The following is a 12,929-nucleotide window of genomic DNA, read 5'->3' on the forward strand; positions in this document are numbered from 1 at the left end:
GCAGACCCAGCCGCCGGATCCGACTCGGATGATTTAGCGAAGAAAAAGGCAGCGGCAGCAGCGAAAGCCAAAGCGGCAGCCCTGGCGAAAAAGAAACGGGAAGGCATTGCCGATGAGGAACCGGCCGCAGAAACGGATGCGGTAGCAACGGATGCCGATGATCTGGCCAAGAAAAAAGCGGCCGCAGTAGCCAAAGCGAAAGCCGCCGCAGCCGCCAAGCGCAAGGCTATGGAGCAAGCAGGCGGAACCTCCGCAGCAGACGAACCAGCCGCCGAAGCCGGTGACGATGCCAAGGCGAAAGCCGCTGCAGCGGCAAAAGCCAAGGCCAAAGCGGCAGCCGCAGCGAAAGCCAAAGCATCCCGGGAAGACGGAGCAGATGCCGGGGGAGACGAAAAGGCAAAAGCCATCGCCGCAGCGAAAGCGAAAGCCGCCGCCGCGGCAGCAGCAAGAGCCAAAGCAGGCGGTGCGGCAAAAGGGGCAGCAGCTGAAACCTCAGAACCGGCTAAGCCTTCACCTAATCAGCCATATTTAGATAAATATTTGAAAGTAATCGAAGAAAACATGGGTTCCGATGTTTTAGAAGATTCTTATATTAATAAACTATCGAAGGATGTTCCGACCCTTGTCGTGAAGCGTGAATCCTACTTAAAACTGGCTCAATTTTTAAAATACAATGAGCTCTTAGGATTTGACTATCTGTCAGAACTGCACGGAACAGACTTTGAAACCCATATGGAAGTATATGTTCACTTATACTCATACAAAAATCGGCAATCCGTTGCGGTGAAAGTGAAGATCGACCGGAATCAGCCCGTCATCGAATCCTTGCAGCCATTATGGGCAGGAGCCGACTGGCCGGAATGCGAAGCCTACGATCTGCTGGGCATCCGGTTTACCGGACATCCAAACCTACATAGGATTTTCCTTGGCGAAGAGTGGGTCGGCTATCCGCTGCGCAAAGATTACGAGCCGTATGATGTGGAGGTGTAGAGTGTGATCAGAACAGAAGAAATGGTCCTAAACGTCGGCCCGCAGCATCCAAGTACACACGGGGTGTTCCGGCTGGTGGTCAAACTTGACGGAGAAATCATTACCGAAGCTACACCGGTCATCGGATATTTGCACCGCGGGACAGAAAAAATAGCGGAAAACCTGCAATATACTCAAATCATTCCATATACAGACCGGATGGATTATCTGTCTGCGATGACCAACAACTATGTTATTTGCCACGCAGTGGAAACGATGATGAACATTCAGGTGCCAGAGCGTGCCGAATATTTGCGCGTCATTGCCATGGAACTGAACCGGGTTGCCAGCCACCTCGTTTGGTGGGGCACCTACCTGCTCGACCTTGGGGCAACTTCGCCGTTCATTTATGCGTTCCGTGAACGTGAAATGATTATCAATCTGTTAAACGAGCTTTCCGGCGGCCGGCTGACCTACAACTACATGCGCGTCGGCGGCGTCAAATGGGATGCGCCGGAGGGCTGGATCGAAAAAGTGAAAGATTTCATTCCGTATATGCGCAAGCAGCTCGAAGGCTATCACAGCCTTGTCACCGGGAACGAAATCTTCCTGAACCGGGTCAAAGGCATTGGAAAATACACAAAAGAAGATGCGTTGAATTACTCTCTGAGCGGAACGAATCTTCGCTGCACCGGCGTAAAATGGGATCTTCGCAAAGACGAACCGTATTCGATTTATGACCGGTTTGACTTTGAGGTTCCAACCCGCGATACAGGCGATGCCTGGGCACGTTACCAGTGCCGGCTTGCGGAAATCGGCGAATCGCTGAAAATTGTCGAGCAAGCCTGCGAACAGTTCCCGCAGGAAGGCGCCATTTTAGCGAAGGTGCCAAAAATCATTAAAGCGCCAAAAGGGGAAGCCTTTGTCAGAATCGAAGCGCCGCGCGGCGAGATTGGCTGTTATATTAACAGTGACGGAAAGAAAGAGCCGTACCGCTTGAAATTTAGAAGGCCATCATTTTACAACCTGCAAATCCTTCCCAAGCTATTAAAAGGCGAAAATATCGCCAATATGGTCACCATTTTGGGCGCCATTGATATTGTTCTTGGAGAGGTGGATGGCTGATGGTACAAGATTTGCTGCAATCGAATCCGGGATGGGGACAATTCCTCTTCTTCTTTATTACAGGGCTCATTCTGTTATTTATCATCTTGGGCTTTGTAACATTCTCCATCCTGGCCGAACGGAAGGTCATGGGCTTCATGCAGAACCGGATCGGCCCGAACCAAGTCGGCGGCCGGTTGGGACTGCTCCAGACCGTTGCTGACGTATTAAAACTTTTATTAAAAGAAGATATTATCCCGAAGGTAGCGGATAAGCCATTATTCCTGCTGGCGCCGGTGATTGCCTTTGCCCCATCATTTATGGTGCTGGCGACGATTCCATTCACCGACAGGTTTCAGTTTGCCGACCTGAATGTCGGGCTGCTCTATTATGTAGCGATCTCCGGTTTGACGGTATTCGGCATCCTGCTGGGCGGCTGGGCGTCGAATAACAAGTACTCCCTGCTTGGGGGCGCACGGGCAACCGCTCAGATGATCTCCTATGAAATTCCGCTCGTCATGTCGGTTTTAGGTGTCATCCTGCTGACTGGAAGCTTGAACTTGAACGATATAGTCCATGCGCAAGAAAAAGCGTGGTTTATTCTACTGCAGCCGATTGGATTTATCATCTTCCTGATCGCTTCTGTGGCGGAACTAAGCCGGACCCCATTTGACTTGCCGGAATCGGAGTCAGAGCTCGTTGCCGGTTATCACACGGAATACTCCGGTTTCCGCTGGGCCTTCTTTATGCTGGCTGAGTATGTGTATTTATTTGCGATGACGGCGTTAATCACGGTTCTATTCTTTGGCGGCTGGCTGCCATTGTTTGGATTCTTGGGCTTTATCCCTGGTTCAGTCTGGTTCGCGCTTAAATTTGTGATCGTGCTGTTTATATATCTGTGGTTCCGTAGCACGTTCCCGCGGATGCGCGCCGACAAGCTGATGGAATTTGCCTGGAAAGTCTTGATGCCAATCGCGATTGGCAATATCATGTTAACGGCCTTAATTAAATCGTTATTTTTCTAAAAAATATGTGCTGTCCAACTAGGGCAGACACAAGATGAATTTTTAAAAGGGGTGAATGACGTGCTTGGATTAGCGAAAGGTTTGAAGTATACCCTGAAGCAGCTGACTCGGGAGCCGGTTACGTATGATTATCCGAACGAACCGCTGCCGCTGCCGGACCGGTTCCGCGGCATTCAAAAGTTTTATCCGGAAAAGTGCATTGTCTGCAATCAATGCGCCAATATCTGCCCGACGGACTGCATACAGTTAACGGGCAAGAAACATCCGGATCCAACGAAAAAAGGGAAAGTCATCGATACCTACGACATTAATTTTGAGATTTGCATCCTTTGTGATTTATGTACCGAGGTTTGCCCGACGGAAGCCATTGTCATGACCAATAACTTTGAACTGGCAGAGTACAGCCGCGATATGTTATTTAAGAACTTGGAATATTTGGATGAAAACGACGAAAACATACGGCAGGTGAACAAACCATGACCTTTACCGGCGAGTTTCTCGCATTTATGGCACTGGCGCTGGTGGCCATCATCGGCGGTGTCCTGTTATTGAACTTGAACAAGGTCGTTCACATGGTCGTCGCGCTGATTTTTACCTTTATCAGCATTGCCGGAATTTACGTGCTGCTCTCGGCTGAATTTGTCGCCGCCGTCCAAATTCTGATCTACTCCGGGGCGATCACGATTATTATGCTGTTTGGCATTATGCTGACGCGGCCTTACGATGATAGTGAGGAAAAAACGAGCAGATGGAGAAAGGCGTTTCTTTTCCTTGGAGTAGTCGGATTCGGGCTTGCCGTCTACATCGGCATTTATAATTTCCCAATCGAGCAGGTGCCGACAACCTTGCATGAAAATAACCCGGTCCAAATCGGGGAAGCCATTTACAGCAAATATTTGATTCCGTTTGAGTTTGTGTCCGTATTATTGTTAGTTGCTTTGATCGGCGCGATTATTTTAGCAAAACGTGAAGAGAAGGGGGCGGAGGAAGAATGAGCTCAATTCCCGCTTCAGCCTTTCTGGCACTGGCATTGATTTTATTTTGCATCGGGCTTTACGGTGCGCTGACAAAAAGAAACACGGTCATCGTGTTAATTTCCATTGAACTAATGCTGAATGCCGTCAATATTAATCTCGTCACCTTCAGCAAATATGGGGCAGCCCCATCGATTGACGGCCAGGTGTTTGCCCTGTTTGCCATGGCAGTTGCCGCTGCCGAGGCGGCTGTAGGACTGGCCATTCTCATGGCGCTCTATCAGAGAAAGAAAACGGTCCATGTGGACGAAATGGACGAATTGAAACATTAAATCTACGGGTGCCAAGCACCAAGCGAGAAAAAATTGACACATAACCATGGTGTCAGGCATCAAAGCAGGTCCGAGTCGTTCGGGCAATGCCTGGCACGGAGGGGGAAAGATGATGGAAAATGCATGGCTCATACCGCTTTTCCCGCTTGTTTCTTTTGTGATCCTTCTTCTATTCGGCAAGCGATTAAAGGAGGCGGGCGCCTATGTGGGGATTCTCATGACGCTCGCATCGCTGGTTTACTCGATTTTGGTTTTATTCGAGCGCTTTTCTGAGCCAACCTTTATCAAAACATTTGAGTGGCTCCAGATAGGAGATGTGTCACTGACTGCGGGTTTTGAAGTCAATCAGTTGAATGCATTAATGCTATTTATCGTATCGCTCGTGAGTTTTTTAGTACATACCTACTCCAAGGGCTATATGCATGGGGACGAGCGGTTTGGGGTATTCTACGCTTATTTAGGATTATTTACGTTTGCCATGCTTGGATTGGTGATTTCGCCGAACCTGCTGCAAACCTATATGTTCTGGGAGCTGGTCGGTCTCGGTTCCTTCTTGTTGATCGGGTTTTATTTTTACAAGGATGAAGCCAAGGCTGCGGCGAAAAAGGCGTTTATCATGACCCGGATCGGCGACGTCGGCCTGTTTATCGGCATGATCCTATTATTCTGGAAAACGGGCTCGTTTGAATACAGTAAAATTTTTGCAAGCGTCGAGGCAGGCGGAATTTCACAGACGATGATTACGTTGACCGCGATCCTGATCTTTATCGGGGCGATCGGCAAATCCGGCCAGTTCCCGCTGCACACCTGGCTTCCGGATGCGATGGAAGGCCCGACGCCAGTGTCGGCATTAATCCACGCCGCGACGATGGTTGCAGCCGGTGTGTACTTGGTGGCCACGATGTTCCCGCTGTTTGCCGCCAGTGAAACGGCACTATTGACGGTTGCCACGATCGGTGGTTTTACGGCGATTTTTGCCGCGAGCATCGGCTTGGTGCAAACGGACATTAAACGGGTGCTCGCTTACTCAACGGTCAGCCAATTGGGCTACATGATGCTCGCGCTCGGTTCTGCCGGCTATGTGGCAGGCGTGTTCCACCTGATGACGCATGCCTTCTTCAAGGCATTGTTATTCTTGGCCGCCGGTTCCGTGATTCACGCGGTGCATACGCAGAACATCGAGGAAATGGGCGGGCTTTGGAAAAAATTAAAATGGACCGCGCCGTTATTCTTGATCGGGACACTGGCCATCAGCGGAGTCCCATTATTATCAGGTTTCTTTAGTAAAGACGAGATTTTAGTCGCCGCATGGGAAGGCGGACATCCGATCCTGTTTGTGCTGGCGCTCATCGCAGCATTTATGACGGCCTTCTATATGTTCCGCCTGTTCTTCATGGTGTTTACCGGTGAAGCCCGCGGCGGGCAAAAGACTGTTCATGAATCGCCTTCGAGCATGACACTGCCAATGCTGGTGCTCGGCGTCCTGGCGGTGATCTCAGGGTATGTGAACACTCCATGGTTTGGCTCATTCCTTGGCGACTGGCTGGTCGACGGGAACGAAGCGCTTGGTCATGCCCATATGGAAGGGCCCGTTTGGATTATGATTGCAGCCACGGTCGTATCATTGGCAGGCATATATCTTGCTTGGCTGATCTACGGCAAAAAGAGCTTGTCCCGCAACTGGCTCAGCGGCTCTGGCGATATGCTGCATTCGATTTTATACAACAAATATTATGTCGACGAATTTTATCAAATGACCGTGGTGGCGGTTACGAAGGGCATTAGCTATTTCCTAAGATTCATAGATGTCTTCCTTGTCGAAGGGATTGTCAAAGGAGTGGCCGGCTTTGTCCAAGGCCTCGGCGCCACAGGCTCGAAGCTGCAGACCGGACAGGTGCAAACCTATGTGGCCGTTGCCTTTGTCGGCCTGGCCATCCTTAGTGTCATCTTTGCATTAACAGGGGGGTATTTACAATGAATTTAGGTTGGGCACTGACGCTGCTTGTATTATTCCCGCTGTTAGGTATTCTCGTGCTGGCATTCATGCCGAAGACGGCCGAAAAGCCGATCAAGCTGGTCGGCTTCCTGGCCACACTGCCGTCGCTATTACTGGCGCTGGCGGCCTACCTGCACTTTAAGTGGGGAAAGGATTTAGCGGATTTTGCCGTGTCGCATGACTGGATTCAATTCCGCGGCATGAACGCGGAAGAGCCTTATTTTTCCGTCAATTTTGAGCTTGGCTTAAGCGGCTTTCAGCTGGTATTGGTCGTTCTGACCGCTGTTGTGGCCACATTGGCAGCGATCGCTTCCAAATATGTGAAGAAGGAATGGAAAGGCTACTACATGCTGTTCCTGTTGCTGGAAACCGGCATGCTCGGCGTGTTCACAGCGGAAAACTTAATCCTGTTCTTCTTATTTTTCGAAATTACGCTGATTCCAACGTTCTTCTTGGTCGGGAAGTGGGGTTATTTTGAAAAAGAAAAGGCAGCCTACAGCTTCTTAATCTATAACGGATTGGGATCAGCCGTGCTGCTGATTGTGATTATGATTCTGTTTGCCAAAACGGGAACTACTAATGTTGAAATCTTAAAAAGTATCATGGCAGATCCAAGTGCGCCATTATCAGGCGATCTCAAGCTCGGCTTGTTCATTGCTTTATTAATTGCTTTTGGGGTGAAGCTACCAATCTTCCCGCTGCACAGCTGGATGCTGAAGGTGCACGTACAGGCGCCGCCGGGAGTGGTCATGATTCACTCTGGTATTCTTTTAAAAATTGGCGCCTACGGATTGATTCGCTTTGGACTGGGAATTTTTCCAGAGCAGTTTGAAAAATTGGCTGTGCTCCTGGCGATTCTTGGGGTCATCAATCTGCTTTATGGCGCGTTTTTAGCCTTCATTCAAACCGACTTCAAAATGGTCCTGGCCTATTCATCGATTTCTCACATGGGAATTGTCTTGATTGGTTTGGCGGCCATGAACGAAGCGGGTGTCCAAGGGGCGATTTTCCAAGTGATCTCGCACGGATTAATTTCGGCGCTGCTGTTCTTCTTAGTGGGTGCCTTGTACGAGCGGACTGATACCTCCTTGATCGAAAACCTCGGCGGCCTGGCGAAAGGCATGCCGATAGCGGCAGGATTTCTGCTGGCGGGAGCGATGGCTTCACTCGGACTTCCGGGCATGTCCGGTTTCGTCAGTGAGTTTATGGCATTCCTTGGCTTGTTCAATGAACTGCCATGGGTGGCTGCTGTAGGTACAATCGGCATTATCGTGACGGCCGCTTACCTGCTCCGTGCAGTGCTGGGCATGACATTTGGCCAGGCACACCGTGAATTTGCCGGAGTCATGGACTTAAAAGGGGTCGAGTATATCCCGGTTGTTGTGTTATTGTTCTTGATTGTGTTAATTGGTGTTTACCCAAGTGTCCTCAGCGCGCCGCTTCAAGCCACACTTGAGACTATCTTGCTTGGGTTAGGAGGGTGATGAAGGATGAGTGCTGATACATTTCAATCAATCAACTGGAGCATTTTAACGCCGGAGTTCATCATCCTTGGGGTTATTGCCATTCTCATTTTGTTAGACTTGTTTATGCCGAAAACCTTAAGCCGAAAAATTCTCGGCTGGATTGGGGTCGTGGCGATTTTTGCCGCACTAATTTCCACCCTCAGCATGGCGGGCGGTGCGGTCGAAATGATTTTGAACAATACGTTTCGGGTCGACAGCTTTGCGGTTGCGTTTAAAGCGCTGCTGCTGGTTGGAGCAGCACTTGTCATGCTGTTAGCCATCAGCTATGAAACGAAGGCTGGGCTGGAACGGTACGAAGCGGAGTTCTATTATATCTTCTTATCCGCCTTGCTTGGTGCGATGGTGATGACATCAAGCGGCGATCTGATCACGCTTTATGTCGGCTTGGAATTATTATCGATTCCTTCTTATATTTTAGCGGGAATGCGGAAGTTCGATTCGAAGTCGAATGAGTCAGCGATGAAATACGTCATCAACGGCGGGATTTCCTCGGCAATTGCCCTGTTCGGCATGAGCTATGTCTATGGGATTGCCGGTTCAACCGATCTGCTGGCGATTGCGTCGAAGCTGTCGACGCTGGCGGACAGCCAGCAGGCCTATTTGCTCGGTTTGGCCTTCTTGATGATCTTTATTGGGTTAGCCTTTAAAATTGCCGCTGCTCCGTTCCATATGTGGGCACCGGACGTCTACCAGGGCGCTCCAACACCTGTCACCGCGTTCTTGAGTGTGGTTTCGAAAACAGCTGGTTTCGTGATTGTCATCCGGGTGTTGTTAACTGTATTCGGCGCAGCCGCTTCCGACGGTCCGGGCTCGATGCCGATTATTATGAATATGCAGGATTATATTGCCGTAGTCGCGGGGGCGACGATGATTATCGGTAACGTGGTGGCGTTAAAGCAGTCGGACATCAAGCGGATGTTTGCTTACTCGAGTATCGCCCACGCTGGTTACTTATTAGTGGCGGTTACGTCGTTGTCGGCGAATATGTTTTATTCTGTCTGGTTCTACCTGCTTGCCTACCTGCTGATGAACCTTGGCGCTTTTGCTGTCATCCAGGTAGTGTCGGAAAAATCAGGCTCTACCAAGATTGCTGATTTTGCAGGATTGTATCGCCGGTCACCGGTTCTGGCAGTGTCGATGGGCATTTTGCTCGTCTCGTTGGCAGGTTTCCCTGGAACGGCCGGTTTTATTGGGAAATTAAATATTTTCGCCGGCGCTTTTGCGGGAGAGCCGCATTATGTGCTAGCGTCCGTGATGATTGCGACGACGGTTGTGTCATATTTCTATTATTTCGGCGTGATGACGCAGATGTTCTTCCGTCCGGCATATGAGGAAAGTAAATTCAATCTTCCATTCGGAATCATCATCGTCCTGATTGTTGCGGTTATAGGCTCGATCTTGTTCGGACTTCTGCCGAACCTGGCACTCGACTTTATGAACAATCATCTTGACATTGTGAATGATTTCTTTGGATCCTGATACGAACTTTTGGGGGAAAGAACGTATCGGAATCATCCGCTGGCTGGTTTCGGGGGGAAAACAGCCAGCCTATTGAAACAAAGTCCGGTGCCAGATTTTTACGAACGGACCTGGCATTTGGAACGGTTCTAACATAAGGGGTTTAATACAAAAAAGAAGAGGTTGGGGGACCTCTTCTTTTTTTACGATAAGTATAAAAAATTTGGACTTTGCGAATGGTCTAGCTCCACTGGGAAAGCTTGCAAAGCTTACGCGTTGCACGAGCATAAAGCGTGGAGGAGACCATACGGCTTGTGTTTATTTTAATGGAAACAAAGGGGAAGTGCCGGTAAAAGAGGGGAAACGGTTGATAAGAGGGGGAAAAGTGCCGGTAAAGTAGTGAAAAGTGCCGGAAAATATGTGAACTTTGTCGGAAAACGGGTCGAAAGCGCCGGTAACAAAAAAGTCTCTCATTAAAGAACGAATAAAGTGGGAAAACTTCGTTGAAAAGAACGATTCCGTTCCCAAAGCCAGGCAGCCGTATGGAGTTTTAAAATATAGATATGTCTCTTTTGTGAAAAATATATTGGTAATACTTTGAAAAAAATCGTCTTAGAGACTGAGACTCTACGAAAATACCATAATTGTTCGAACTTTTATTATCTATTAGGAATTATTTTTTACTGATAAGGGCCGAATTACTATTAAACTTCTTTTGGTATATTCCGAAAAAACAATAAGGAGAGTTTGAAACTAAAATTATTCTAAAAGAATTAAAAATAAGGGGGATAACACGAAAAAGTTATCCCCTGATTCAAGGTGTGATGGAGTTGGTAATGGAAGAAAGCATATTATTGGAATTAAGTAAAATGGTATATGACTATTGCGGTTTGCGATATAGTGATCGATTATCTGTTTTAAAAGATCGCATATCCAAACGAGTAAAAGAGTTGGGATTATCCTTCTGGGAATACTGTGGTTACTTGAGGACAACACCTGCAGAATGGGATTTGCTTGTAGAACTTTTAACGATTAATGAAACCTATTTTTATAGAGAAGAGAATCAATTAAATGAGTGCTGCTTAAATGTCCTGCCTCAAATAAAAAACAAACCAAGAAATCGGCCGATCAGGATTTGGAGTGCTGCCTGCTCTACCGGGGAGGAACCCTATACACTAGCCATGTTGATTCAGGAAACAGGACAGTTCCTGCCAGGCTCAGTAGAGATCATTGCAACCGATATTGATAAAAAGGTCCTAAAAAAGGCGGAGAAGGGCTGGTACCACCAGGGGTCGTTTGCCTTCAGGAGAATACCCGATAACCTCATGCGTAAATATTTCGTAGAGAACGAGGGCGGTTACCAGGTGAATTCTTTCACTAGAAATATGGTGCAATTCAAGCATTTGAATCTTCTTGATAGTGGGAAAGCAGGCCATATTGGTCAGGTGGATGTCATCTTCTGCAGGAATGTATTAATTTATTTTGATCAACAAACAACCAAGAAGGTCATCCATAATCTCCACCAAAACTTAGTGCCTGGAGGATACTTATTCCTTGGCCATGCAGAATCCATCACAGATATGGGAATGGGTTTTGAAAAAGTAGATTCAGAAAAGACTTTTTATTATCGAAAGGAACTTGATCTAAAATGAGACAATATGGCGTTTTAGTAGTAGATGATTCGGCATTTATGAGACGGTCGATCAGTTTAATTTTAGAAAAAGATCCGCAGTTTTCTGTAATTGGAATTGCCAGAAATGGCTTGGAGGCAGTAGAAAAAGTTCAGCGCCTTAAACCGGATTTGGTAACCATGGATGTGGAAATGCCAGTGATGAATGGTCTGCAGGCGTTAGAGGAAATTATGAAACAATCTCCTGTTCCAGTAGTGATGCTAAGCTCACGGACTGGAGAAGGCGCGGAGGAGACCCTTCAGGCTCTGGAAAAGGGAGCAGTTGATTTCTTTTTAAAGGATAGTTTAATAAAGGAGCGGGACGATCATGATAAAGTCCAAGATTTCCTGCTTCGCTTAAAAGGAATTGCGGAAGCAAAACTGCCGCGGGCAGCGGTAACAGCGCCACGGCGCCACACCAATGTGGTCAGAAAAAGAGCCAAACAGCAATTTGATCTTGTGTTCATTGGATGTTCAACTGGCGGGCCGTCTGCCTTGCAGACCATTCTTCCCCATCTTCCAGGGGACTTCCCAGTGCCAGTAGTAGTCGCTCAGCATATGCCTATGGGATTTACCAAGCCGTTGGCTGAACGATTCAATACGTTGTGCCAATTGAACGTGAAAGAGGCGCAGCATGGACAATCGGTTGAACGGGGAAATATTTATATTGCCCCATCAGGCTACCAAACACAGTTTGAACAAAAACAGGATGGAACCATTGTGTTTAAGGTTGAACAGCTAGAAGAGGTAAAATCTTTGTATAAGCCATCCGTTGATATCACTCTCCATTCCGCAGCTCCCATCTTTCGTGACCGCCTATTATCCGTCATCCTGACGGGCATGGGAGTAGATGGCATGCAGGGATGCGGTTTGGTAAAAAAATATGGCGGCCAAGTTTTTGTTGAAGCGGAAGAATCATGTATTGTCTACGGGATGCCGAAAGCGGTTCTTGAAGCGGGCTATGCGGACCAGCAATTTATACTGCAGAGAATGTATCAGGAAATCATCTCCGTTATTTAATCGATATAGTCCACCATTTTGGTGGACATTTTAGTTAAAAGATAGATAGCATACTACTTACGATGAGGGGGGAATGAAAAGTGCCATCAACTGAAGAAAAGGAAAGTCTAAAGAAGGATGCAAGCAAGAATCCGGGTTTTTTTTCCAAATTGGTCCTCCTAGGCGTATTGCCCCTTCTATACACCCTTGTTTTGGGTATGGTTATTTTGCACTTTGCAGGAGTGAAGGTGCAGACTCAAATAAAGTGGGTTCAGGATCATACGCAGCCTTTGATTGCATCGATTTTAAAATCGGAAGAAAAAGAAAAAACAGTGGCAAAGGCAGCAGATAAAAAGGACACGGCAGATACTGCTGAAAAGAGTCAGACCGTTTCTGATAGTCCAGAGTCAGTAAAGGATGTTTCCAATCCTGAGACGGTTGTAGCAGAGAACGGGGAGGAAAACGTTCAAGAAGTAACAGCCCCACCCTCTGTGCTTACGGCATCGTTGACCAATATGGATCCGAACAGTGCGGCTGACCTGCTTAGTAACATGACGGAGAAAGATGCCATTAACAGTCTAAAGAAATTGGAGCAGGATGTTCAAACAGCCATTCTTGAGGAATTGCCCGCTGAGAAAGCGGCCTCGTGGGCGGTAGCGCTTGAAGATGGCTATCAGGAAGCGAACGGAACACAGTCTGCTGTCCAACTTTATCAGCATATGACACCGGAGCAAATAGCTTTGGTCCTTAGTGGCATAAAGGACCAAAATGAAGTTTTAAGACAAATAAAACGGCTGGACCCGAATACAGCTTCTCAGGTCATAACGAAATTGGATCCCCAAACAGCAGGATGGATTGTTTCACAAATGAAATAACT

The 12,929-nt window shown here is 47.8% G+C and carries 13 protein-coding genes; all 13 read left to right on the plus strand.

Going from position 1 to position 12,929, the window contains the following annotated elements:
- Positions 1-990 (plus strand): NADH-quinone oxidoreductase subunit C (locus tag NFS43_RS19750; RefSeq protein WP_251554516.1); only part of this gene is annotated, 990 nt, incomplete at its 5' end.
- 3 nt (positions 991-993) lie between these two features.
- The gene (locus NFS43_RS19755; RefSeq protein WP_251554517.1) at positions 994-2,094 is read left to right on the plus strand and encodes an NADH-quinone oxidoreductase subunit D; all 1,101 of its coding nucleotides are present in this window, start codon (positions 994-996) and stop codon (positions 2,092-2,094) included.
- Entirely contained in the window at positions 2,094-3,098 is a 1,005-nt protein-coding gene (gene nuoH, locus NFS43_RS19760; protein ID WP_251554519.1) for an NADH-quinone oxidoreductase subunit NuoH, read from the plus strand. Before NFS43_RS19755 ends, nuoH begins: the two co-directional genes overlap by 1 nt.
- Positions 3,099-3,158: 60 nt before the next feature.
- Positions 3,159-3,578: an NADH-quinone oxidoreductase subunit NuoI gene (gene nuoI, locus NFS43_RS19765; RefSeq protein WP_251554520.1), complete on the plus strand. Its 420-nt coding sequence runs from the start codon at positions 3,159-3,161 to the stop codon at positions 3,576-3,578.
- Positions 3,575-4,093 (plus strand): NADH-quinone oxidoreductase subunit J, encoded by a 519-nt coding sequence (locus NFS43_RS19770; protein WP_251554522.1) that lies wholly within the window; start codon positions 3,575-3,577, stop codon positions 4,091-4,093. Before nuoI ends, NFS43_RS19770 begins: the two co-directional genes overlap by 4 nt.
- Positions 4,090-4,404 (plus strand): NADH-quinone oxidoreductase subunit NuoK, encoded by a 315-nt coding sequence (gene nuoK / locus NFS43_RS19775; protein ID WP_251554523.1) that lies wholly within the window; start codon positions 4,090-4,092, stop codon positions 4,402-4,404. Before NFS43_RS19770 ends, nuoK begins: the two co-directional genes overlap by 4 nt.
- A 109-nt stretch (positions 4,405-4,513) precedes the next feature.
- Positions 4,514-6,382 (plus strand): NADH-quinone oxidoreductase subunit L, encoded by a 1,869-nt coding sequence (gene nuoL, locus NFS43_RS19780; RefSeq protein ID WP_251554524.1) that lies wholly within the window; start codon positions 4,514-4,516, stop codon positions 6,380-6,382.
- Positions 6,379-7,884 carry an NADH-quinone oxidoreductase subunit M gene (locus NFS43_RS19785; protein ID WP_251554525.1) on the plus strand — a complete coding sequence of 502 codons (1,506 nt, stop codon included), beginning with the start codon at positions 6,379-6,381 and terminating at the stop codon, positions 7,882-7,884. Before nuoL ends, NFS43_RS19785 begins: the two co-directional genes overlap by 4 nt.
- A gap of 6 nt (positions 7,885-7,890) precedes the next feature.
- The gene (gene nuoN, locus NFS43_RS19790; RefSeq protein WP_251554526.1) at positions 7,891-9,405 is read left to right on the plus strand and encodes an NADH-quinone oxidoreductase subunit NuoN; all 1,515 of its coding nucleotides are present in this window, start codon (positions 7,891-7,893) and stop codon (positions 9,403-9,405) included.
- Between the two features lie 9 nt (positions 9,406-9,414).
- Positions 9,415-9,537, plus strand: coding sequence for a hypothetical protein (locus NFS43_RS24465; RefSeq protein ID WP_277613980.1), 123 nt, complete (start codon positions 9,415-9,417; stop codon positions 9,535-9,537).
- Positions 9,538-10,220: 683 nt separating this feature from the next.
- Positions 10,221-11,036, plus strand: a complete 816-nt coding sequence (locus NFS43_RS19795) for a CheR family methyltransferase (RefSeq protein WP_251554527.1) — start codon at positions 10,221-10,223, stop codon at positions 11,034-11,036.
- On the plus strand, positions 11,033-12,073 hold the full coding sequence (locus NFS43_RS19800; protein ID WP_251554528.1) for a protein-glutamate methylesterase/protein-glutamine glutaminase: 1,041 nt from the start codon (positions 11,033-11,035) through the stop codon (positions 12,071-12,073). Before NFS43_RS19795 ends, NFS43_RS19800 begins: the two co-directional genes overlap by 4 nt.
- Before the next feature lie 80 nt (positions 12,074-12,153).
- On the plus strand, positions 12,154-12,927 hold the full coding sequence (locus tag NFS43_RS19805) for a magnesium transporter MgtE N-terminal domain-containing protein (protein WP_251554529.1): 774 nt from the start codon (positions 12,154-12,156) through the stop codon (positions 12,925-12,927).
- The last annotated feature ends 2 nt before the right edge of the window (positions 12,928-12,929 follow it).

Origin of the sequence: Neobacillus muris, from assembly GCF_943193175.1 — a bacterium.
Taxonomy (GTDB): Bacteria; Bacillota; Bacilli; order Bacillales; family Cytobacillaceae; genus Neobacillus; species Neobacillus muris.